The sequence below is a fragment of the Geodermatophilus amargosae genome (assembly GCF_041028265.1).
Classification (GTDB): Bacteria; Actinomycetota; Actinomycetes; order Mycobacteriales; family Geodermatophilaceae; genus Geodermatophilus; species Geodermatophilus amargosae_A.
Genome location: NZ_JABGCW010000014.1, coordinates 192,105 through 214,568, shown reverse-complemented (window position 1 = coordinate 214,568; position 22,464 = coordinate 192,105). Strand labels below are relative to the sequence as shown.

The following is a 22,464-nucleotide window of genomic DNA, read 5'->3' as shown; positions in this document are numbered from 1 at the left end:
CGCGCCGACATACGCTGGCGGGCGTGATCACCGTCGCCGGCCTCCCCGCGGGGATCGACCGGGTGGCGGTGTGGTCGGTGCCCGTGCGCAGCCGCTTCCGCGGGATCGACGTCCGCGACGGCGTGCTGGTGCACGGACCGGCCGGCTGGGGCGAGTTCTCCCCGTTCTGGGACTACGGCGTGGCCGAGAGCCGGCGCTGGTGGCGCGCCGCGGCCGAGGCGGCGCTGCAGGGGTGGCCGGCGCCGGTGCGCTCCTCGATACCGGTCAACGTGACCGTCCCCGCCGTGGACGCCGAGCGGGCGCACGCCATCGTCACGGCGTCGGGCTGCCGCACCGCGAAGGTGAAGGTGGCCGAGCCGGGCCAGGGCGCCGCCGACGACCTGGCGCGGGTGGAGGCCGTCCGCGACGCGCTCGGGCCCGCCGGCGCGCTGCGGGTGGACGCCAACGCCGCCTGGGACGTCGACACCGCGGTGGCGCGGATCCGGGAGCTGGACCGGGCGGGCCTCGAGTACGTCGAGCAACCCTGCGCCACCCTCCCCGAGCTCGCCGCGCTGCGCCGCCGCGTCGACGTCCGCGTGGCCGTCGACGAGGGCGTGCGGCGGGCCGACGACCCGCTCGGCGTCGACCTGCGGGAGGCCGGCGACGTCGTCGTCCTGAAGGTGCAGCCGCTGGGCGGCGTGCGCGCGGCGCTGCGGGTGGCCGAGGCGCACGGCCTGCCGTGCGTGGTCTCCTCCGCGCTGGAGTCCTCGGTGGGCATCGCCGCGGGCGTGGCGCTGGCCGCCGCGCTGCCGGAGCTGCCCTTCGCCTGCGGCCTGGCCACGGTCGCGCTGCTGGACGGCGACGTCACCGAGGCCTCCCTCCTGCCGGTCGACGGCGCGCTGCCGGTGACCCGGCCCGACCCCGGCCGGCTGGCCGGCGTCGCGGCACCGGAGGACGTGACCGCGCGCTGGACCCGGCGGCTGGCCGCGGTGCTCGCCGCGTGAACCCCTCCACCGCGCTGGCCCGCGTGCTGGTCGACGAGCTGGTCCGCGGCGGCGTCCGCGACGCCGTCGTCGCGCCCGGGTCGCGCTCGGCGCCGGTCGCGCTCGCCCTCGCCGCCGCCGAGCGCGACGGCCGGCTGCGGCTGCACGTGCGCATCGACGAGCGGACGGCGTCCTTCCTCGCGCTCGGCCTGGCCCGCGCGTCCGGCCGCGCGGTGCCGGTGCTCACCACCTCGGGGACGGCGACCGCGCACCTGCACGCCGCGGTGCTCGAGGCCGACGTCAGCGGCGTGCCGCTGGTCGCACTGACCGCCGACCGCCCGCCGGAGCTGCGCGCCACCGGCGCCAACCAGACGATCGAGCAGCCCGGGCTCTACGGCGACGCGGTGCGCTGGGCGGCCGACGTCGGCGTGCCGGAGGCCGGCCGCGAGGCCGCGCAGAACCGCTACTGGCGCTCGGTGGTGTCGCGGGCGCTGCTGGCGGCCACCGGGACGCTGTCCGGCGACCCCGGCCCGGTGCAGCTCAACCTGCCCTTCCGCGATCCGCTCCTGCCCGACGGCGAGCCGGTGCTGGACGGCCCGTGGACCGGCCGGGACGGCGGCGCCCCGTGGACCGCGGGCGCGGCCGCACCGGCCCCGGCCGGGCCGATCGGGCAGGGCCCGCGCACGCTCGTCGTCGCCGGCGATGGGCCGCCGGCGGCCGGCCGCGCCTGGGCCGACGGTGCCGCCACGGCCGGCTGGCCGGTGGTCGCCGAGCCCAGCGGCGGGGCGTGGACCGACGACGCCGTCCGCGGCGGGGCGCTGCTGCTCGGCGTCCCTGGCTGGCTGGACGCCCACCGGCCCGACCGCGTGGTGGTCGTGGGCCGGCCGACGCTGTCCCGGCCGGTGTCGGCGCTGCTGGCCGACCCGCGGGTGCGCGTCGAGACGGTGGTCGGCACGCCGCGCTGGCCCGACGCCGGCCGCTCGGCCGCGCTGGTGACCCGTGCCGCGCCGCCGACGGGCCCGCCGTCCGGGGGCGACTGGGCCGCCGCCTGGCGCGCGGCCGCCGACCGGGTGGGCGCCGCCGTCGACGCCGCCCTCGGCGCCGAGGCGGGTCTCACCGCGGCCCGGCTGGCCCGCGACGTCGTCGCCGCGCTGCCGCCGGGGGCGCTGCTCGTGCTCGGCTCCTCGACCCCGGTGCGCGACGTCGACCGGCTCGCCGTGCCGCGCGGGGACCTCATCGTGCTGGCCAACCGCGGCGTCGCCGGGATCGACGGCACGGTCTCCACGGCCGTGGGGGCCGCGCTGGCGCACGGCGGCCGTGCGGTGGCCCTGATGGGCGACCTCACGTTCCTGCACGACCTGCAGGGCCTGCTGACCGGTGACGGCGAGGTGCGCCCGGACCTCACCGTGGTCGTCCCCGACAACGACGGCGGCGGGATCTTCGCGCAGCTCGAGCCGGGCGGTCCGGCGTACGTCCGCGACTACCGGCGGGTGTTCGGCACCCCGCACGGCCGCGACCTGGTCGGCGTCGCGCGGGCGATGGGCTGGGAGGCGACCGCGGTGACGTCCGCCGACGACCTGCCCGCCGCGCTGGCGCTGGGCGGCCCGCGGGTGGTCGTCGTCCGCACCGACCAGCGCGCCGAGGCCGACCTCGCCGTGTCCCTGCGCGAGGCCGCGGGCCGCGCGCTGCCCTGAGCGGCCTCAGGAGCGCCGGATCTCCTGGAGCGACCAGGCGTTGCCGTCGGGGTCGGCGAAGAAGGCGAACCGCGAGCCGGGGGACCCCTCGGGCCCGAGCTGCTGGACCTCGCTGATCTCGACCCCGCGCTCGGCGAGCTGCCGGCGCACGGCGTCGACGTCCTCGACGACGAGCTGCGGGCCCTTGGTGGTGCCGGGCTCCCCGAGGGGCATGCCCTCGCCGATGACCACCGAGCAGGGGGAGCCCGGCGGCGTCATCTGCACCACGCGCATGCCGGGAGCGGGGGTCACGTCGTGGTCGAGTCCGAAGCCGACCTTCTCGACGTAGAAGGCCTTCGCGGCCTCGACGTCGCTCACGGGGATGCCGATCACCTCGAGTCGCATGTCCATGCGGGGACCCTAGGGAGGACCGGGGACGTCAGGGGGTCCCCGTGGCACGGCTCCGCCAGGGGCCGGACCCGAGGGCGGAGCCCGCCCGCTGTGTCCTCCGTCACGGGGATCCGGCGTCCGGCCCGTCGGCCGGCCGTGCCGCCCGGGACCGTGCTCCGCGGGTACCGCGCCGGACGAGCAGTGCGTTCCGTATCCCGGTGGCGGGGACGGACGGCCATCACGCCGACGTCACGCCGTACCCCACGGACCCCATCAGACCCCCTCGGACCCGCAGTGTGACCGCCGTCACGACGACAGTTCACATAGCCCTATGTAACGTTTTGGCTGCGCTCAGCAAACGAGAGCGCGGCGCCGGTCCGCCAAACCCTGCCCACCGGTCGCTCATCCCAACTCCCAGGGCAGGGGTGGGGGACCCACTTCCGGCGCGCGACGGCCCACGGGGGCCTGTCCGAGCGCGCCTCGGGGTGAAGCCGCGGACCGCGGCCGGGCACCGATCGCCCGAACCCGACAGCTCACCTCGCCGGCGGCGATCGGGAGATCATCCTCATGCCCAAGCACCGCGCACCCCGCTACGTCCGCACCAAGACCGTCATCGCCAAGGCCCCCGTCGCCGCCGGCGCCGCGGCCGTCGGGCTCGGCGTCCTGAGCACGCCCGCCGCCTCGGCCTCCACCGCCCACGACTGGTCCGGTGTCGCCCAGTGCGAGTCCAGTGGCAACTGGGCGATCAACACCGGCAACGGCTACCACGGCGGCCTGCAGTTCAGCCCGTCGACCTGGGCCGCGTTCGGCGGCACCGACCTCGCGCCGCGCGCCGACCTCGCCACCCCCGCCGAGCAGGTGCAGATCGCCGAGGCGGTGCTCGCCGGGCAGGGCATCGGCGCGTGGCCGTCCTGCGGGCAGTACCTGACCGAGGGCACGACCGCGGCCGCCGCCGAGGCCCCGGCCGCCGCGCCCGCCGAGGTGCCCGCTGCCGCCCCCGCCGCCGCCACCGAGCAGTCGGCTCCCGAGGCGGCCGACGCGACCGAGGACTACACCGTCCGCTGGGGCGACACGGTGAAGGAGATCGCCGCCGCCCACCAGCAGAGCTGGCGCGAGCTGTACCAGCGCAACGCCGACGTGATCGGCTCGAACCCGCACCGCATCTACCCGGGGCAGGTCCTGGCCGTCAGCGGCCCGGCCGCCGAGGCGTCCGCGGCACCCGCGGCACCCGAGGCGCCCGCCGGTGTCCCGGTCGCGTCCGGGAACGCGGCCCCGGCCGCCACCCCGCCGCTCGCCCAGGCCGCCCCCCAGGTCGCCCCGACGTCGGCGACCGCGCACGTCACCAACACCGCCGGCGCGCTCAAGCCGCAGGCCCAGGCCGCGGCCGACGCCGTCGTCGGCAACGTGCCGGGCGCCGCCGGCATCACCCTCGGGGGCACGCGCGCCAGCGCGGTCGACCCGAACGGGCACCCGTCCGGCCTGGCGGTGGACTACATGGTCATGACCGACGCCGCCCTCGGCGACGCGATCGCCCAGTACCACGTCGACCACTGGGACGAGCTCGGCGTCGAGTACGTGATCTGGGAGCAGCGGATCCTCACCTCGCCGACCGGCTCGTGGAAGCCGATGGAGGACCGCGGCGGCGTGACGGCGAACCACTTCGACCACGTGCACGTGACCTACGCGGGCTGACCCGCACGACCCCCACGAGGGCCCCGGCCGCACCCCGCGGCCGGGGCCTCGTCGTCCCCCGGGCCGCTCGGCGGGACCGGCCGCGTCAGCTCTCCAGCGCCGCCTGGAACGCGGCGAACTTCGACTGGGTCTCGGCCAGCTCGGCCGCGGGGTCGGACCCGGCGACGATGCCGCAGCCGGCGAACAGCCGCGCCGAGCACGGGTCCTCGTCGCTGAGCTGCGCGCAGCGCAGGGCCAGGCCGAACTCGCCGTCACCGCGGCCGTCGAGCCAGCCCACCGGCCCGGCGTAGCGGCCGCGGTCCATGCCCTCGAGCTCGGCGATGACCGCCGCGGCGCGGTCCGGCGGCGTGCCGCAGACGGCGGCGGTCGGGTGGACGGCGTCGACGAGCTCCAGCAGCCCGGCCCGCCCGCGCCCGCCGGAGCGGCGCTGGGTCCCGACGACGTCGGTGGCCAGGTGCCGCACGTTGGCCAGCGTGAGCAGCGAGGGCCCCTCGGGCACCGACAGCGCACTGCAGTACGGGTCCAGCGCCCGCACCAGCGAGTCGACGGCGAGGGCGTGCTCGGCGCGGTCCTTGCCGCTGGACAGCAGCCCCGCGGCGAGCCGCTCGTCCTCGGCGCCCGCGCCACGCGGGGCGGTGCCCGCCAGCACCCGTGCCGACAGCTGCCGGCCGGTGCGCCGCAGCAGCAGCTCGGGGGTGGCACCGAGCAGCCCGTCGACGGCGAAGGTCCAGCAGTCGGGGAAGCGCTCGGCCAGCCGGTCGAGCAGCCGGCGCGGGTCCAGGCGCACGTCGGCGGTGACCAGCAGGTCGCGGGCGAGCACCACCTTGGCGAGGTCGCCGTCGCCGATGCGGTCCACGGCGGCCGACACCGCGCCGCACCAGGTGGCCGGGTCGAGGGCGCCGTCGGCGTACCGCAGCCGGGACGGCGGCGGGAGCAGCGGCTCGCGGGAGGGCGGCAGGACGTCGCGCGGGTCGGCGTCACCGGTGGTGGTCACCCAGGCCCTGCCGCCGCGGCGGCCGACCACGACCTCCGGGACGACGAACACCGACGTGCCGGCGGCCGGGTCGAACGCGATGCTGGCGAACACGACCGGGCCCGAGCCGGGCACGCCCACGCCGTCGTCGACGGCCGGCCCGGCGGTGCGCTCGGCCCACCAGGCGGCGGCCTCGGCCAGCGCGCCGGGGCCGGAGACCTCGAGGCGGTCGGCCTCGCCCCAGCCGACCAGGCCCTCGCCGCGGCGCACCCAGGACAGCCCGCCCTCACGGGGCAGCAGGTGCAGCAGGGCGGGGGAGTCGGGCAGCGCGACGGTGGTGGACGCGGGCGCGACGGCGTCCCGCGAGGTCACCGCCGCTGCCGTCACGCTCCCCAGCGTAGGCAGCCGGTAGCGTCGTCCGCCGTGGCAGACCGGCGAGACAGCGCACACACCGCCGGTCGGCGGGCCGGTCTGGACAAGCAGCCGCACGAGGTGGCGGCCATGTTCGACGGCGTCGCCCGCCGCTACGACCTCACCAACACCGTCCTCTCCGGCGGCCGCGACGTGTCGTGGCGGCGCGCCACGCGGGAGGCGCTGGGCGCCCGCCCGGGGGACGTCGTCCTCGACGTGGCGGCCGGCACCGCCGTCTCCACCGTGGAGCTGGCGGCCGGGGGAGTGCACGCGATCGCCTGCGACTTCTCCCAGGGGATGCTGCGCGCCGGCGCCGCGCGGCCGGTACCGAAGGTGGCCGGCGACGCGATGGCGCTGCCCCTCGGCGACGCCAGCGTCGACGGGCTGGTGATCTCCTTCGGGCTGCGCAACGTGGCCGACCCCGACGCCGCCCTGCGCGAGTTCGCCCGGGTGGTGCGCCCGGGCGGCACGCTCGTCGTCTGCGAGTTCTCCAGCCCCACGTGGACGCCGTTCCGCACCGTCTACACCGAGTACCTGATGCGCGCGCTGCCGGTGATCGCCCGCGCGGTGAGCAGCAACCCCGACGCCTACGTCTACCTGGCCGAGTCGATCCGCGCCTGGCCCGACCAGCCGGCGCTGGCCGCCCGCATCCAGGCCTCGGGCTGGGCCGACGTCGAGTGGCGCGACCTCACCGGCGGCATCGTCGCCCTGCACCGCGCCCGCCGCCCCTAGCGCACGACCGTCCCCGCGATCACGGCGCCGGGACCGCGACACGCCGGCTCGTCGGCGTCCCGGCGCCGTGGTCGTCGGTGGGTGCGGCGGCGCAGGAGCCCGTGCGGCCGCGCGCGAGGGCTAGCGTCGGTCCATGACAGATCCGTTCCCGCCGCCCGAGCCGCCCGGGCCGTCGCCGTCCCCGGTGGACCCGATCTCACCGCCGTCGCCGGCCCCGCTGCCGCAGCCCAGCCCCACCGACCCGACCGCCCCGCCTCCGACGGGGCCGCAGCCGGTCTGACCGGCCGCGCGGTGGACCACCGCCCGTACCGCGACCGGCGCGACGCCGGCCGGCAGCTCGCCGCGTGCCTGACCGACCCCGCCCGCGTCCCCGCGGTGCCGCTCGGCCCCGACGCGCTCGTCCTCGGCCTGCCCCGCGGCGGCGTGCTGGTCGCCGCGGAGGTCGCCGCCGCGCTCGGTGCAGAGCTCGACGTCGTCGCCGTCCGCAAGCTCGGCCTGCCCGACCGCCCCGAGCTCGCCATGGGCGCGCTGGCCGCGGTGGGCGAGGCGGTCGTGAGCGTCCGCAGCGAGGCGGTGCTCGCCCGGGTCGCGGTCGACCCCGGCGCCGCCGCGGAGGTCCGCCGCGCGGAGCTCGCCGAGCTGCGCCGCCGCCAGCGGGCCTACCGCGGCGACCGGCCGCCGCCGGTCCTCGCCGGGCGCACCGTCGTCCTCGCCGACGACGGCCTGGCCACCGGCTCCTCCATGCGCGCCGCGCTCGCCGCGGTCCGCTCCGCCGGCCCCGCCGCGGTCGTCGTCGCCGTCCCGGTGGGCGTGCCGGAGGTCTGCGCCGCGCTCGCCGCCGACGAGGTGGTCTGCCCGCTCACCCCCGACCCGTTCGGCGCCGTGGGCCGCCACTACGACGACTTCGGCGAGACCTCCGACGACGAGGTCCGCTCCGCGCTCGCCGCCGCCTCCGGTCCGGGCCCCGCCTAGGCTCGGACGCCGGTCCACCCGGGACCGACGACGACCAGGGAGCCGGCGCGTGACGAGTCCGACCAGCGGGGGCAGTGCCGACGTCGTGGTGGTCGGCGCCGGGCCCGCGGGGTCGGCCGCCGCGTGGGCGCTGGCCGGTGCCGGCCGCGACGTCGTCGTCCTGGAGAAGGCCCGGTTCCCGCGCGAGAAGGTCTGCGGCGACGGCCTCACCCCCCGCGGGGTCAAGGCGCTCGACGAGATGGGCGTCGACGTCTCGCCGACGGCCGGCTGGGTGCGGCACCGGGGGCTGCGGGTCTTCGGCGGCGGCCAGGTGGTCGAGGTGGACTGGCCGCGGCTGTCCTCCTGGCCCGGCCACGGGCTGATCCGCGCGCGCAAGGACCTCGACCCGATGCTGGCCGAGCACGCCGTGGCCGCCGGCGCCCGGCTCGAGCAGGAGGTCACCGTCACCGACCCGCTGCTCGACGACGCCGGCCGCGTGGTGGGCGTGCGCGCCCAGGCGGGTCCGGGCAGGGAGCCGGTCACGTGGCGCGCGCCGCTCGTCGTCTCCGCCGAGGGCCTGTCGGGCCGGCTGGCCAAGGCGATCGGGTTGACCCGCCGCGAGGACCGCCCGCTCGGCGTCGCCGTCCGCCGCTACGTGGAGACGCCGCGCGGCGAGGACCCCTACCTCGACATCTCCTTCGACCTCTCGGCCGAGGGACCCACGGCCGACTCGATGCCCGGCTACGGCTGGTCCTTCGGCATGGGCGACGGCACCGCGAACGTCGGCTTCGGCCTGCTCGACACCCGGCGCGGCGGCGACACCGACCCCCGCACGGTGCTGCGGCGCTGGCTGGCCACCCTGCCGCCGGAGTGGCAGCTCGGCGAGGAGCACGCGGTCACCCCGGTGCGCGGTGCGGGCCTGCCCATGGCGCTCAACCGCGGCCCGGCCTACACCCGCGGGCTGCTGCTGGCCGGCGACACGGCCGGCGTGGTCAACCCGTTCAACGGGGAGGGCATCAGCTACGCCCTGGAGACCGGGCGGATGGCCGGCGAGACCGCGGCCGCGGCGCTGACGGCACCCGAGGGCCCGGCGCGGGAGGCCGTGCTGCGCACCTACCCCGCACGGCTGCGGGAGGCCTACGGCCGCCACCACCGCCTCGGGATGGCCTTCCTGGCGGCGCTCGACCGCCCCGGCCTGGTCCGCTTCGCCACGGCGCACGGGCTCAAGCGCCCCGCGATGGTCGGCGCGGCGCTGCGGCTGATGGGCAACCTCTCCGACGGCCGCGACGGCGACCGCTTCGACCGCACGATCGCCCTGCTCACGAGGCTGACGCCCTCGGTGTGACCGCGCGGCGGTCCGCGTCCGTGACCAGACCGTGACGGGCGGACGTGAACTCACTCACCCCCCACGCTTCCGATCCGCAGGACCGCGGCATAGGCTCGTGAGAGCCAGTTTGTGAATTTCTTCACAAGCGCCGTCGACCCGAGGGGAGGCCCTGTGCTGTCCGCCTACGTGCCCATCGTGGGGCTGTTCGCGCTCGCCGCGGCCTTCGCCCTGTTCTCGGTGGCGGTGGCGCCGTTCGTGGGCCCCCGCCGCTACAACCGGGCCAAGCTCGCGGCCTACGAGTGCGGCATCGAGCCGGTCGACCAGCCGCTGCAGGGCGGCCGCTTCCCGGTGAAGTACTACCTCACGGCGATGCTCTTCATCGTCTTCGACATCGAGATCGTCTTCCTCTACCCGTGGGCCGTCGCCAACGACGCGCTGGGACTGTTCGGCCTGGCCGAGATGGTCGTGTTCATCGCCACCGTCTTCCTCGCCTACGCCTACGTCTGGCGCCGCGGCGGCCTCGAGTGGGACTGACGGCCGTGCACGCGAACGCAGGGAGCTGACATGGGTCTCGAGGAGAAGCTGCCGAGCGGCTTCCTGCTCACCACGGTCGAGAAGCTGGTCAACTGGACGCGGAAGTCCTCGCTGTGGCCGGCCACCTTCGGCCTGGCCTGCTGCGCCATCGAGATGATGGCCACCGGCGCGGGCCGCTACGACCTCGCCCGCTTCGGCATGGAGGTCTTCCGGGCCTCCCCGCGCCAGGCCGACCTGATGATCGTCGCCGGCCGGGTGAGCCAGAAGATGGCGCCGGTCCTGCGGCAGATCTACGACCAGATGCCCGAGCCGCGCTGGGTGCTCGCCATGGGCGTCTGCGCCAGCTCCGGCGGCATGTTCAACAACTACGCGGTGGTGCAGGGCGTCGACCACGTCGTGCCGGTGGACATGTACCTGCCCGGGTGCCCGCCGCGCCCGGAGATGCTGATGGACGCCATCCTCAAGCTGCACCACAAGATCCAGAACGAGCCGCTCGGCGCCAAGCGGGCCCGCCAGATGGAGGAGGCCCGGGCCGAGGGCCGCGCCCCCGACCTGCTGGTGGAGATGCCCTCCAGCATCCGCGCCGACAAGACCAAGCGGGCGGCCTACGAGCAGGCGGCGGCCCTCGGCCGCACCGGCCAGTTCGCCATCGAGCAGCGCGGCGGCGACGCCGTCCTGCTCCCCGGCTCCCGCGGCGGGTCGCGGTGACCGGCCCCGGCGACCGCAGCGGCGCCGACGCCTCGCTCGGCGCGGCCTCGGCCGGCGGGGGCTTCCGCAAGGGCGCCTTCGGTGTCAGCGGCAGCGGCGACACCTCCGGTTTCGGCGGGCTGGTCCGCGTCGAGCCCGGCGGCGCGGTGGCGCTGCACTCCACCGACCGGCCCTACGGCGGCTGGTTCGACGAGGTCACCGACGCGCTGACCGACGCCGTCGGCGCGGCCACCTACGACGCCGCCGTGCAGCGCGTCCTGGTCGACCGCGGGGAGATCACCTACTTCGTCGCCCGCGAGCACCTGCTCGCCCTGGTGCAGGCCCTGCGCGACGACGACGCCCTGCGCTTCGAGCTGTGCAGCAGCGTCTCGGGCGTCGACTACCTCGACAGCGGCGGCCCCGCGGCGAACGCCGGCCGGCCGCGGCTGCACGTCGTCTACCACCTCACCTCGATGACCTTCCGGCGGCGGATCCGCCTCGAGGTCGCCGTCACCGTGGAGGACCCGCACGTGCCGTCGGTGTCCTCGGTCTACCCGACGGCGGACTGGCACGAGCGGGAGACCCACGACATGTTCGGCGTCGTCTTCGACGGCCACCCGGCGCTGACCAGGATCCTCATGCCCGACGACTGGGACGGGTTCCCGCAGCGCAAGGACTACCCGCTCGGAGGCGTACCGGTGGAGTACCACGACGCGACGATCCCGCCGCCGGACACCCGCCGGAGCTACCGGTGACCACGACCGGCTACGACCCCTACGCGGGCTCCCGTCAGACGACCGAGGGCCGCGTCTACACCGTCACCGGCGGCGACTGGGACCAGACCCTCGGCGTGGACCACAGCGGCGAGGAGCGCCTCGTCGTCAACATGGGGCCGCAGCACCCCTCGACGCACGGCGTCCTGCGGCTGGTGCTCGACCTCGAGGGAGAGACGGTGACCAAGGCGCGGGTGGTCATCGGCTACCTGCACACCGGCATCGAGAAGAACGTCGAGTACCGCAACTGGACGCAGGGCACGACGTTCGTGACCCGCATGGACTACCTCGCCCCGCTGTACAACGAGGCCGCCTACTGCATGGCCGTGGAGAAGCTGCTCGGCATCGAGGTGCCGCAGCGCGCGCAGACCATCCGCGTCATGGTCATGGAGATCAACCGGATCGCCTCGCACCTGGTCGGCCTGGCCACCGGGGGCATGGAGCTCGGCGCGCTCACCGGCATGACCAACGGCTTCCGTGAGCGGGAGCTGTGCCTCGACCTGCTCGAGGAGATCACCGGCCTGCGGATGAACCACGCCTACATCCGCCCCGGCGGCGTCGCCCAGGACCTCCCGGACGGCGTGGAGGAGTCGATCCGCGAGTGGCTCGCCGTCATGCCCGAGCGGCTGGCCGGCTACCACAGGCTGCTCACCGGCCAGCCGATCTGGCAGCGCCGGCTCAAGGACGTCGGCTACCTCGACGTCACCGGCTGCCTGGCCCTCGGCGTCACCGGGCCGGTGCTGCGCGCCGCCGGCCTGCCGTGGGACCTGCGCAAGGTCGACCCCTACCTCGGCTACGAGGACTACGACTTCGAGGTGCCGACCGCCGACACCAGCGACGCCTGGGGCCGGTTCCTCGTGCGCATGGCCGAGATGACCGAGTCGCTCAGGATCGTCGAGCAGGCGCTCGACCGGCTCGAGCCCGGCCCGGTCATGGTCGAGGACCGCAAGATCGCCTGGCCGGCCCAGCTCTCGCTCGGTGCCGACGGGATGGGCCAGTCCCTCGAGCACGTCCGCCACATCATGGGCACCTCCATGGAGGCCCTGATCCACCACTTCAAGCTGGTCACCGAGGGCTTCCGGGTGCCGGCCGGGCAGGTGTACGTGCCGGTCGAGTCGCCGCGCGGGGAGCTCGGCTACCACGTGGTGAGCGACGGCGGCACGCGGCCGTTCCGCGTGCACGTGCGCGACCCCAGCTTCGTCAACCTGCAGGCGACCGCGGCGATGAGCGAGGGCGGCATGATCGCCGACGTCATCGCCGCCATCGCCTCCATCGACCCAGTGATGGGAGGTGTCGACCGGTGAGCGCGCTGCCCGGTTCGGCGGAGGGTGCAGCGACGACGGGACTGGTCGACAGCCCGGTGGAGCCCGCCCCGGCCGACCTGCCGCCCCTGACCGAGCAGACCCGGCTCGAGGCGCGGGAGATCATGACCCGCTATCCGCAGCCGCGCTCGGCGCTGCTGCCGATGCTGCACCTGGTGCAGAGCTACCAGGGCTACGTCTCGCCCGAGGGCGTCGCGCTGTGCGCCGAGGAGCTGGGGCTGACCAAGGCCGAGGTCGGCGCGGTCGCGACCTTCTACACGATGTACAAGCGCCGCCCGACCGGCCGGCACCTGGTCAGCGTGTGCACCAACACGCTGTGCGCCGTCCTCGGCGGGCAGCGGATCATGGACGCGCTGGCCGCCGACCTCGCCGTCCACCACGACGAGACGGCGGCCGACGGCTCGGTCACCCTCGAGCACGCCGAGTGCCTGGCCGCCTGCGACTACGCGCCGGTGGTCACCGTCGACTACGAGTTCTACGACCAGCAGGACGTCGACAGCGCCCGTGCGCTGGTCGCGGCGCTGCGCCGGGGCGAGAAGCCGCACCCCACCCGCGGCGCCCCGCTCACCGACTTCCGCGGCGTCTCCCGGCAGCTGGCCGGCTTCTCCCAGCACGCCGACGCCGGTGCCGCGCGCGCCGCCGTCGACGCGCCGGGGGAGTGGGGCCCCACGCTGGCCGGCGTCCGGCTGGCCGACGAGCGCGGCGAGGCCGCGCCGCCGATGAGCGGCCCCGAGCCGCAGCCCGCCGACGCCGGCGAGCCCGCGGACACGGTGGCCCCGTCCGGGGACGCCGGGCAGACACCGGAGAAGGAGGCGGCCGACGCGCGCGTGGCGGCCGCCGACAACCCGGCCGAGCGGGCCGGCGCCGCGCAGACCCACCCCGACAGCGGGACCGAGTACGGCCGGCGCACGCCCGGCGGCTCCCGTCCCACCCCCGACACCCCCGCGGGCACCGAGCCGGGCACCTCCGGCCAGGGGCCCATGACCCGGGAGGCCTGAGCCCCGTGCCCCTCACCCCCGTCCTCACCTCGCGGTGGGGCGCCGACCAGCCCTGGCGGCTGTCCACCTACGAGTCCCTCGACGGCTACGCCGCGCTGCGCACCGCGCTGTCGATGCAGCCCGACGAGCTGGTGTCGCTGGTCAAGGACTCCGGCCTGCGCGGCCGGGGTGGCGCCGGGTTCCCCACCGGCATGAAGTGGAGCTTCATCCCGCAACCCAAGGAGGGGGAGACGCCCACCGGGCCGGCCGCGATGCCCAAGTACCTCGTGGTCAACGCCGACGAGGGCGAGCCGGGCACCTGCAAGGACCTGCCGCTGATGATGACCGATCCGCACTCCCTGGTGGAGGGCGTGATCATCTCGGCGTACGCGATCCGCTGCCGGTTCGCCGTCATCTACGTGCGCGGTGAGGCGGTGCACGCCCACCGCCGGCTGGTGTCCGCCGTCGAGGAGGCCTACGCGGCCGGCTACCTCGGCAGCGACGTCCTGGGCTCGGGCTACGACCTCGAGCTGGTCGTGCACGCCGGCGCCGGCGCCTACATCTGCGGCGAGGAGACGGCGCTGCTGGACTCGCTCGAGGGCTACCGCGGCCAGCCGCGGCTCAAGCCGCCGTTCCCGGCCGTCGCCGGTCTCTACGGCGCCCCGACGGTGATCAACAACGTGGAGACGCTGGCCACCGTGCCGTTCGTCGTCCGCGGCGGCGCCGAGTGGTTCAAGCGGTTCGGGCCGGAGAAGTCGCCGGGGCCGAAGATCTACTCGATCTCCGGCCGGGTGGTGCGGCCCGGCCAGTACGAGGCCCCGATGGGCACCACGATGCGCGAGCTGCTCGCCATGGCCGGCGGCGTGCGCGACGGGCACGAGCTGAAGTTCTGGACGCCGGGCGGCTCGTCGACGCCGTACTTCACCGCCGAGCACCTCGACGTCCCGCTCGACTTCGACTCGGTGGCCGCCGCGGGCTCGATGCTCGGCACGACGGCGCTGATGGTGTTCGACGAGACCGACTCGATCGTCGAGGCCACCCTGCGGTTCACCGAGTTCTACGCGCACGAGTCCTGCGGCAAGTGCACCCCCTGCCGCGAGGGGACCTACTGGCTGGTGCAGGTGCTGCAGCGCATCGCCGGCGGCCGCGGGACGGCGGCCGACCTGGACCTGCTCACCGACACCTGCGACAACATCCTCGGCCGGTCGTTCTGCGCCCTCGGCGACGGCGCGACCAGCTGCATCACCTCCTCCCTCAAGTACTTCCGCGACGACTACGTCGCCCTGCTGCCGCCCGAGGAGCAGGCCCGCCTGGGCCGCTCCCTGCGCCTCGAGCCCGTCGGAGTGGCCTCATGACCGTGACCCCCGTCAGCCCGGAACCCGCGGCGGCCGTGCCGCCCGGCGTCCCCGGCCCGCACACCCCGCCCGACGCCGTCCACTGCACCATCGACGGGTTCGACGTCGCGGTGCCGAAGGGCACGCTGATCATCCGCGCCGCCGAGATGGTCGGCATCCAGATCCCGCGGTTCTGCGACCACCCGCTGCTCGACCCGATCGGCGCCTGCCGGCAGTGCCTGGTCGAGGTGGAGGGCCAGCGCAAGCCGGTGGCCTCCTGCACCATGCCGGTCACCGACGGGATGGCGGTCAAGACGCAGCTGACCAGCGCGGTCGCCGACAAGGCGCAGCAGGGCACGATGGAGCTGCTGCTGATCAACCACCCGCTGGACTGCCCGGTCTGCGACAAGGGCGGCGAGTGCCCGCTGCAGAACCAGGCGCTGAGCAACGGCCGCTCCGAGACCCGCTTCGTGGACGTCAAGCGGACCTATCCCAAGCCGCTGCCGATCAGCACCGAGATCCTGCTCGACCGCGAGCGCTGCGTGCTGTGCGCCCGCTGCACCCGCTTCTCCCAGCAGGTCGCCGGCGACCCGTTCATCGAGCTGTTCGAGCGGGGCGCGCTGGAGCAGGTCGCCGTCTACGAGGACGAGCCGTTCGCGTCCTACTTCTCCGGCAACACCACGCAGATCTGCCCGGTCGGGGCGCTGACCAGCGCGCAGTACCGGTTCCGGTCGCGGCCCTTCGACCTGCGCAGCGAGCCCTCGGTCTGCGAGCACTGCTCGTCGGGGTGCGCGATGCGCACGGACTACCGGCGCGGCAAGGTCATGCGCCGGCTGGCGGGGGAGGACCCGGCGGTCAACGAGGAGTGGACCTGCGACAAGGGCCGCTACGCGTTCCGCTACGCCGCCACCAACGACCGCCTGGACACCCCGCTCGTGCGGCGCGACGGCGTGCTCGAGCCCGCCTCCTGGCCGGAGGCCTGGGCCGCGGCCGCCGAGGGCCTGCGCGCCGCCCGGGCCGCCGGCGGGGTCGGCGTGCTGCCCGGCGGCCGGCTGACGGTCGAGGACGCCTACGCCTACGCGAAGTTCGCCCGCGTCGCGCTGGGCACCCACGACGTCGACGCCCGCGCCCGCGCGCACTCGGCCGAGGAGCAGGCGTTCCTCGCCGGGCACGTCGCCGGCACCGGTCCCGGGCGGGGTGCGGTCACCTACGACGACCTGAGCTCCGCCCCCGCCGTGCTGCTGGCCGGGTTCGAGCCGGAGGAGGAGTCGCCGATCGTCTTCCTCCGCCTGCGCCGCGCGGTGCGCACGGGCTCGCTGGCCGTCTACGACCTCGCGCCCTTCGCCACCCGCGCCGCCCAGAAGCTGCAGGCCACCGTGCTGGTCACCCGTCCCGGCGAGGAGGCCCGCGCCCTGGCCGCGCTCGCCGCGGGCAGCTGGGGCGGTCCCGCCGTCGAGGCGCTGCGTCAGCCCGGCGCGGTGGTGGTCGCCGGCGAGCGGCTGGCGGAGGTGCCCGGCGCGTTCACCGCGCTGACCGCTCTCGCCCGCGCCACCGGCGCGCGGCTGGCCTGGGTGCCGCGGCGGGCCGGTGAGCGCGGCGCCGTCGAGGCCGGCGCGCTGCCGGCGCTGCTGCCCGGTGGGCGGCCGGTCGAGGACCCCGTGGCCCGCGCCGAGGTGGCCGCGCTGTGGGGGATCGACCCCGTCGACCTGCCCGCGACGCCCGGCCGCGACACCACCGGCATCCTCACCGCGGTCCGCGACGGCCGGCTGGCCGGCCTCGTCGTCGGCGGCGTCGACCCCGCCGACCTGCCCGACCCGGCGCTGGCGGAGCAGGCGCTGGCCGCGGCGTCGTTCGTGGTCAGCCTCGAGCAGCGGCCCACGGCGGTCACCGAGCGCGCCGACGTCGTCCTGCCGGTGGCCGCGGCCCCGGAGAAGGCCGGCAGCTACCTCGACTGGGAGGGCCGGGTGCGCTCCTTCGACGCCACGCTGCACGGCACCGGCCGGCTTCCGGACGGCCGGGTCCTGCACGGCCTGGCCGATCACCTCGACGCCGACCTGCGGCTGCCCACGCCCGAGTCCGCCCGCGCCGAGCTCGCCGCGCTCGGCGACACCGGCACCCGCGCCGACGGCGCCGGCCTCGACGTCCCGCCGGCCGTGGCGCCGGAGCCCGGCGAGGGCGAGGCGCTGCTCGCCTCCTGGCGGCAGCTGCTCGACGTCGGGACCCTGCAGCGCGACGAGCCCGAGCTCGCCGGCACCGCCCGTCCGCCGGTGGCCCGGCTGGGCGCCGAGGCCGCCGCCCGGCTGGGCGTGGCCGACGGCGACCTGCTCACCGTCACCGGCACCGCCGGGTCGGTGACCCTCCCGGTGGCCGTCACCGAGATGCCCGACGGTGTCGTGTGGCTGCCCATGCGCTCGCCCGGCAGCGAGCTGCGGACCGGGCTCGGCACGCCGCCGGGCGGGCTGGTCCGGCTCGGCGCGGTCCGCACCGGCGCCACCGCCTCCGGGGTGCGCTCGTGATCCTCGCTGCCGGGGTCCCCGCCCCCGGGATCCTCGCCTCGCCCGACCAGCCGACGCTCGAGGACTTCGGCAACGACGTCTGGTGGATCGTGCTCGTCAAGGTGGTCGGCGTCTTCGCCGTGCTGGTCCTGATGACGCTGTTCGCCATCGTCTTCGAGCGCAAGGTCGTCGCCCGCATGCAGCAGCGCTCCGGCCCCAACCGGGTCGGGCCGCGCGGGTCGCTGCAGAGCCTCGCCGACGGGCTGAAGCTGGCGTTCAAGGAAGACATCATGCCGGCGATGGCGGACAAGCCGGTCTACTTCCTGGCCCCGGTGCTGGCCACCGTGCCGGCGTTCCTGGCCTTCTCGGTCATCCCGCTGGGCCCGGTGGTCAGCATCTTCGGCGAGCGCACCCCGCTGCAGCTCACCGACGCTCCCATCGGCGTGCTCATCGTGCTCGCCTGCTCGGCGATGGGGATCTACGGCATCGTGCTCGGCGGCTGGGCCTCGGGCTCGACCTACCCGCTGCTGGGCTCCCTGCGCAGCGCGGCGCAGATGGTCAGCTACGAGATCGCGATGGGCCTGTCGATCGTCGCGGTGTTCCTCTACGCCGGGACGATGTCGACCTCGGAGATCGTCGCCGCGCAGGCCGACGGGAACCGGTTGTCGTTCTTCGGCCTGGAGTTCACCGGGCCCAGCTGGTTCGCGGTGCTGCTGCCGGTCAGCTTCGTCATCTACGCGATCGCCGTGGTCGGTGAGACGAACCGCGCCCCCTTCGACCTCCCCGAGGCCGAGAGCGAGCTGGTGGGCGGCTTCCACACCGAGTACTCGTCGCTGAAGTTCGCGCTGTTCTTCCTGGCCGAGTACATCAACATGGTCACCGTCTCCGCGCTGGCCGCGACGCTGTTCCTCGGCGGCTGGCGGGCGCCGTGGCCGCTGTCGATCTGGGACGGCGCCAACTCCGGCTGGTGGCCGCTGCTGTGGTTCTTCCTCAAGGTGTGCGTCGCGCTGTTCGTCTTCATCTGGCTGCGCGGCACGCTGCCCCGGCTGCGCTACGACCAGTTCATGCGCTTCGGCTGGAAGGTGCTGGTGCCGACCGCGCTGGTCTGGATCCTCGTCGTCGCCACGATGCGCACCGTCTCCCGCGAGGCCGACCTGTCCACCGGCGAGGTGGCGGTCTTCGTGGGCGTCCCGATCGCGCTGCTGGTGCTGCTCGGCCTGGCGCTGGCCAGCCGGATCGCCAACCGCGACACCCGGGTCATGGCCGCCGACGCCGCGGCCGGCGGCGTCCACGCCACCGACCCCGAGCCCGAGCCCGAGCCCGAGGTCCTGCCGCCGGCGGGGCCGCGGCGCCGGCCGGCCCAGCGCACCGGCCCGGCCCGCGCCGAGGGCGGTTTCCCGGTGCCGCCGATGGACCTCACCGTGCCGCCGTCGCCGCGGCTGCGCAGGGCCGACCGGGTGGCCGAGCCCGCGGGCGCCAGGCGTCCCGAGGGCGGCGTGGTCAGCAGCGGCCGCCGGGGCAGCACCGCGACCAGCGTCCAGGAGGACCCCGATGTCTGACCACGACCCCACCACCGGAGGCGAGTCCACGGGCCTGGCCCGGACGTCCCGCGGCGAGGTCGAGCGGGCCGGGCGCGACGCCGGCGCACCCGCGCCCCGGCGCAGCCTGCTGCCGGCGCCCGGCCAGGGCTTCGGCGTCACCTTCGCCCAGATGTTCAAGAAGGTGACCACCGAGCAGTACCCCGAGACGCCCAAGGTGACCAAGCCGCGCTACCACGGGCGGCACGTGCTCAACCGGCACCCCGACGGGCTGGAGAAGTGCATCGGCTGCGAGCTGTGCGCCTGGGCCTGTCCCGCCGACGCGATCTACGTCGAGGGCGGCGACAACACCGAGGACGCCCGCTACAGCCCCGGTGAGCGGTACGGCCGGGTCTACCAGATCAACTACCTGCGGTGCATCTTCTGCGGGCTGTGCATCGAGGCCTGCCCCACCCGCTCGCTGACGATGAGCAACGACTTCGAGCTGGCCGACGACAACCGGCAGGACCTGATCTACACCAAGGAACAGCTCATGGCCCCGCTGCTGCCGGGCATGGAGGCGCCGCCGCACGCGATGCGCCTCGGCGACGACGAGAAGGCGTACTACCTGCGCGAGCCGCAGCAGGGCTCGGCCGCCGAGCCGGTCACGGTGGAGCAGGCATGACCGACGTCGTCATCAGCACCGGCGAGGCCGTCGTCTTCTGGATCCTCGGGCCGGTCGCCCTGGCCGGCGCCCTGGGGATGGTGTTCAGCCGCAACGCGGTCCACTCGGCGCTGTGGCTGGTCACCACGATGCTCTCGCTGGGCGTCTTCTACGTCGTCCAGTCCGCGCCCTTCCTCGGCGCGGTGCAGATCATCGTCTACACCGGCGCGATCATGATCCTGTTCCTCTTCGTGCTGATGCTGGTCGGCCGGGACTCCTCGGACTCGGTGGTCGAGACGCTGCGCGGCCAGCGGGTGGCGGCCACCGTCCTCGGGGTCGGGTTCGCCGCGCTGGTCGGGGCCGGCATCGCCCGCGCCACCCAGGACACCCCGGGCACGGGGCTGTCCGACGCGCAGGGCGGCACCGGCAACATCGACTCGATCGCCGAGCTGCTGTTCACCCGCTACCTGCTCGCCTTCGAGGTCACCAGCGCGCTGCTGATCACCGCCGCGGTCGGCGCGATGGTGCTGGCGCACATCGAGCGCGAGCCCGGCAGCCGGCAGTCGCAGAAGGAGCTCTCCCGGGCCCGCTTCCTCACCGACCGGCCGCAGACCCTGACCGGCCCCGGTGTGTTCGCGCGCGCCAACTCCGTGGCCACCGGTGCCCTGCTCCCCGACGGGAGCACCGCCGAGGAGAGCCTGGCCACGGGGCTGGAGGCGCGGGAGGTCGACCAGATGCCCCGGCCCACCGGCCGGGCCCAGCTCGGCAGCCCCGACGCCGCCCTGGGGACGACCACACCAGACGGCACGGCCTCGGAGGACCGGGCATGACGCTCACGTACTACCTGGTGCTGGCCGCGATCCTGTTCACCATCGGCGCCGTCGGCGTGCTGGTGCGGCGCAACGCGATCGTCGTCTTCATGTGCATCGAGCTGATGCTCAACTCGGTGAACCTGACGCTGGTCACCTTCGCCCGGTCCACCGGCACCGTCGACGGCCAGATCATGGCGTTCTTCGTCATGGTCGTCGCCGCCGCGGAGGTCGTCGTCGGCCTCGCGATCATCATGTCGATCTACCGGACCCGCCGGTCGGCGTCGGTCGACGACGCCAACCTGCTCAAGTACTGACGGGAGCCGGGGCACACATGGACACCGTCGCCGCCGAGGGCCTGCTGTCGGCCTCGTGGCTGGTCATCGCACTACCGCTGGCCGGTGCCGCGGTCCTCCTGCTGGGCGGGCGGCGCACCGACCGCTGGGGTCACCTGCTGGGGACGGCGACCGTCGTCGTCGCGTTCGTCGTCGCGCTGCTGTGCACGGTGCAGCTGGCCGGCACCGAGCAGCGCGCGGTCGACGTCGACCTGTTCACCTTCCTGTCGGCCGGCTCGCTCGACGTGCAGGCCGGCCTGCTGGTCGACCCGCTGTCGGCCACCTTCATGCTGCTGATCACCGGCGTGGGCGCGCTCATCCACGTCTACTCGATCGGCTACATGGCCCACGACCCGCGGCGCCGCCGGTTCTTCGCCTACCTCAACCTGTTCGTCGCGGCGATGCTGCTGCTGGTCCTCGGCGACAACTACGTGGCCCTCTACGTCGGCTGGGAGGGCGTGGGCCTGGCCTCCTACCTGCTCATCGCCTTCTGGCACGAGCGCCCGGCCGCGGCCACCGCCGCCAAGAAGGCGTTCGTGATGAACCGGGTCGGCGACGTCGGTCTGGCCCTGGCGATCTTCGTGATGTTCGCCCAGCTCGGGACGGTGTCCTACGAGGGCGTCTTCGGCGGTGCCGGCGCCCTGGCCGGCGGCACGCTGACCGCGCTCGGCCTGCTCCTGCTGCTCGGCGCGTGCGGCAAGTCCGGCCAGTTCCCGCTGCAGGCGTGGCTGCCCGACGCCATGGAGGGCCCGACGCCGGTCTCGGCGCTCATCCACGCCGCCACGATGGTGACCGCCGGCGTCTACCTCATCGCCCGCTCGGCGCCGATCTACGACCTCACGCCCACGGCGCGCACCGTCGTCCTCGCGGTCGGCGCGGTCACCCTGCTCTACGGCGCGATCGTGGGCTGCGCGTACGACGACATCAAGAAGGTGCTGGCGTACTCGACGGTCAGCCAGATCGGCTACATGTTCCTGGCCGTGGGCCTGGGCCCGGCCGGCTACGCCGCGGCGATCGCGCACCTGCTCACCCACGGCTTCTTCAAGGCCGGGCTGTTCCTCGGCGCCGGGTCGGTCATGCACGCCATGGACGACCAGGTGGACATGCGCCGCTTCGGCGGGCTGGCCAGGAAGCTGCCGGTCACCTTCGTGACCTTCGGCCTGGGGTACCTCGCGCTGATCGGCTTCCCGTTCCTGTCCGGCTACTGGACCAAGGACGCGATCATCGAGGCGGCGCTGGACCGCGGCGGCTGGTCGGGCTGGCTGCTCGGCGCGGTCGCCGTCGTCGGCGCCGGGCTGACCGCCTTCTACATGACCCGGCTGATGATCATGACCTTCTTCGGCCGGCCGCGGTGGACGCCCGGCGTGCACCCGCACGAGTCGCCGTCGGTGATGACCCTGCCGATGGTGCTGCTGGCCGTCGGGTCGGTCGCCGCCGGTTTCGTGCTCGTGGTCGTGGCGCCGCTGGGCGAGTGGCTGGAGCCGGTGTTCGGGGTCCCCGAGGAGGCCGAGCACGTGGTGGCGCCGGCCGTCGTCGGCGTCGTCGTCACCGCGGTGATGGCCGTGGGCGTGCTCGCGGCGTGGCTGTTCGTCGGCCGCCGCGAGGTGCCCGAGGTCGCGCCGGCCCGCGTCTCGCCGGTGGTCCGCGCGGCACGCCGGTCGCTGTACGCCGACGCGGTCAACGAGTCGCTGTTCATGCGGCCCGGCCAGTGGCTCACCCGGGCGCTGGTGTGGGTGGACAACCGCGGGGTCGACGGCGCGGTCAACGGCCTGGCCGCCACCCTCGGCGGCTCGTCGTCGCGGCTGGGCCGGGCGCAGACCGGCTTCGTCCGGTCCTACGCGCTCGGGATGCTCGGCGGCGCGGTCATGGTGGCCGGGGCGCTGCTGGCGGTGACGGCCGGGTGATC

At 75.4% G+C, this 22,464-nt stretch carries 21 protein-coding genes and 1 riboswitch; of the genes, 19 read left to right on the top strand and 2 right to left on the bottom strand.

Translation table 11 applies throughout. The features are described from left to right. Positions 1-23 precede the first annotated feature (23 nt). Together HLV61_RS18065 and menD are read left to right on the top strand one after the other, a co-directional pair. Positions 24-983 carry an o-succinylbenzoate synthase gene (locus HLV61_RS18065; protein ID WP_369257857.1) on the top strand — a complete coding sequence of 320 codons (960 nt, stop codon included), beginning with the start codon at positions 24-26 and terminating at the stop codon, positions 981-983. Next, the gene (gene menD / locus HLV61_RS18060; protein ID WP_369257855.1) at positions 980-2,656 is read left to right on the top strand and encodes a 2-succinyl-5-enolpyruvyl-6-hydroxy-3-cyclohexene-1-carboxylic-acid synthase; all 1,677 of its coding nucleotides are present in this window, start codon (positions 980-982) and stop codon (positions 2,654-2,656) included. The genes HLV61_RS18065 and menD overlap by 4 nt, the downstream gene beginning before the upstream one ends. A gap of 6 nt (positions 2,657-2,662) precedes the next feature. Here the strand turns inward: menD and HLV61_RS18055 are convergent, their stop codons facing one another. Then, positions 2,663-3,046 (bottom strand): VOC family protein, encoded by a 384-nt coding sequence (locus tag HLV61_RS18055; protein WP_369257853.1) that lies wholly within the window; start codon positions 3,044-3,046, stop codon positions 2,663-2,665. 368 nt (positions 3,047-3,414) lie between these two features. After that, positions 3,415-3,588: riboswitch (cyclic di-AMP (ydaO/yuaA leader) on the top strand. A 4-nt stretch (positions 3,589-3,592) separates the two neighbouring features. On the opposite strand from HLV61_RS18055, the gene HLV61_RS18050 reads away from it, so the two are divergent. Further along, positions 3,593-4,717, top strand: coding sequence for a transglycosylase family protein (locus tag HLV61_RS18050; RefSeq protein WP_369257851.1), 1,125 nt, complete (start codon positions 3,593-3,595; stop codon positions 4,715-4,717). 85 nt (positions 4,718-4,802) lie between these two features. On the opposite strand, the gene HLV61_RS18045 is transcribed toward HLV61_RS18050, so the two are convergent. Continuing rightward, positions 4,803-6,077 (bottom strand): isochorismate synthase, encoded by a 1,275-nt coding sequence (locus HLV61_RS18045; protein WP_369257849.1) that lies wholly within the window; start codon positions 6,075-6,077, stop codon positions 4,803-4,805. Between the two features lie 36 nt (positions 6,078-6,113). Between HLV61_RS18045 and HLV61_RS18040 the strand changes: the two genes are divergently transcribed. The 16 genes from HLV61_RS18040 (at position 6,114) to nuoL (ending at position 22,462) form a co-directional block, all read left to right on the top strand. Further along, the gene (locus tag HLV61_RS18040) at positions 6,114-6,833 is read left to right on the top strand and encodes a demethylmenaquinone methyltransferase (RefSeq protein ID WP_369257847.1); all 720 of its coding nucleotides are present in this window, start codon (positions 6,114-6,116) and stop codon (positions 6,831-6,833) included. A 133-nt stretch (positions 6,834-6,966) separates the two neighbouring features. Beyond that, positions 6,967-7,113, top strand: a complete 147-nt coding sequence (locus tag HLV61_RS18035; RefSeq protein ID WP_369257845.1) for a hypothetical protein — start codon at positions 6,967-6,969, stop codon at positions 7,111-7,113. Positions 7,114-7,124: 11 nt separating this feature from the next. Further along, on the top strand, positions 7,125-7,805 hold the full coding sequence (locus HLV61_RS18030) for a phosphoribosyltransferase (RefSeq protein WP_369257843.1): 681 nt from the start codon (positions 7,125-7,127) through the stop codon (positions 7,803-7,805). A 49-nt stretch (positions 7,806-7,854) separates the two neighbouring features. Continuing rightward, entirely contained in the window at positions 7,855-9,129 is a 1,275-nt protein-coding gene (locus tag HLV61_RS18025) for a geranylgeranyl reductase family protein (RefSeq protein ID WP_369257841.1), read from the top strand. Between the two features lie 153 nt (positions 9,130-9,282). Continuing rightward, a complete protein-coding gene (locus HLV61_RS18020; protein WP_440285022.1) occupies positions 9,283-9,645 on the top strand; it encodes an NADH-quinone oxidoreductase subunit A in 363 nt (120 codons plus the stop codon). Positions 9,646-9,675: 30 nt separating this feature from the next. Next, a complete protein-coding gene (locus HLV61_RS18015) occupies positions 9,676-10,353 on the top strand; it encodes a NuoB/complex I 20 kDa subunit family protein (RefSeq protein ID WP_440285020.1) in 678 nt (225 codons plus the stop codon). Further along, positions 10,350-11,087 carry an NADH-quinone oxidoreductase subunit C gene (locus tag HLV61_RS18010; RefSeq protein WP_369257839.1) on the top strand — a complete coding sequence of 246 codons (738 nt, stop codon included), beginning with the start codon at positions 10,350-10,352 and terminating at the stop codon, positions 11,085-11,087. Before HLV61_RS18015 ends, HLV61_RS18010 begins: the two co-directional genes overlap by 4 nt. Next, entirely contained in the window at positions 11,084-12,409 is a 1,326-nt protein-coding gene (locus tag HLV61_RS18005) for an NADH-quinone oxidoreductase subunit D (protein WP_369257837.1), read from the top strand. Before HLV61_RS18010 ends, HLV61_RS18005 begins: the two co-directional genes overlap by 4 nt. Continuing rightward, positions 12,406-13,425 (top strand): NADH-quinone oxidoreductase subunit NuoE, encoded by a 1,020-nt coding sequence (gene nuoE / locus HLV61_RS18000; RefSeq protein ID WP_369257835.1) that lies wholly within the window; start codon positions 12,406-12,408, stop codon positions 13,423-13,425. Before HLV61_RS18005 ends, nuoE begins: the two co-directional genes overlap by 4 nt. Positions 13,426-13,430: 5 nt before the next feature. Beyond that, the gene (nuoF, locus tag HLV61_RS17995; protein ID WP_369257833.1) at positions 13,431-14,759 is read left to right on the top strand and encodes an NADH-quinone oxidoreductase subunit NuoF; all 1,329 of its coding nucleotides are present in this window, start codon (positions 13,431-13,433) and stop codon (positions 14,757-14,759) included. Beyond that, complete coding sequence (locus HLV61_RS17990; RefSeq protein ID WP_369257831.1) at positions 14,756-17,254, top strand: NADH-quinone oxidoreductase subunit G; 2,499 nt, start codon at positions 14,756-14,758, stop codon at positions 17,252-17,254. The genes nuoF and HLV61_RS17990 overlap by 4 nt, the downstream gene beginning before the upstream one ends. Next, positions 17,251-18,792, top strand: coding sequence for an NADH-quinone oxidoreductase subunit NuoH (gene nuoH, locus HLV61_RS17985; RefSeq protein ID WP_369257829.1), 1,542 nt, complete (start codon positions 17,251-17,253; stop codon positions 18,790-18,792). The genes HLV61_RS17990 and nuoH overlap by 4 nt, the downstream gene beginning before the upstream one ends. Then, on the top strand, positions 18,785-19,435 hold the full coding sequence (gene nuoI / locus HLV61_RS17980) for an NADH-quinone oxidoreductase subunit NuoI (RefSeq protein WP_369257827.1): 651 nt from the start codon (positions 18,785-18,787) through the stop codon (positions 19,433-19,435). Before nuoH ends, nuoI begins: the two co-directional genes overlap by 8 nt. Then, entirely contained in the window at positions 19,432-20,244 is an 813-nt protein-coding gene (locus HLV61_RS17975) for an NADH-quinone oxidoreductase subunit J (protein ID WP_369257825.1), read from the top strand. The genes nuoI and HLV61_RS17975 overlap by 4 nt, the downstream gene beginning before the upstream one ends. After that, on the top strand, positions 20,241-20,540 hold the full coding sequence (nuoK, locus tag HLV61_RS17970; protein ID WP_369257823.1) for an NADH-quinone oxidoreductase subunit NuoK: 300 nt from the start codon (positions 20,241-20,243) through the stop codon (positions 20,538-20,540). Before HLV61_RS17975 ends, nuoK begins: the two co-directional genes overlap by 4 nt. 17 nt (positions 20,541-20,557) lie before the next feature. Then, positions 20,558-22,462 carry an NADH-quinone oxidoreductase subunit L gene (gene nuoL, locus HLV61_RS17965; RefSeq protein ID WP_369257821.1) on the top strand — a complete coding sequence of 635 codons (1,905 nt, stop codon included), beginning with the start codon at positions 20,558-20,560 and terminating at the stop codon, positions 22,460-22,462. Positions 22,463-22,464 lie beyond the last annotated feature (2 nt).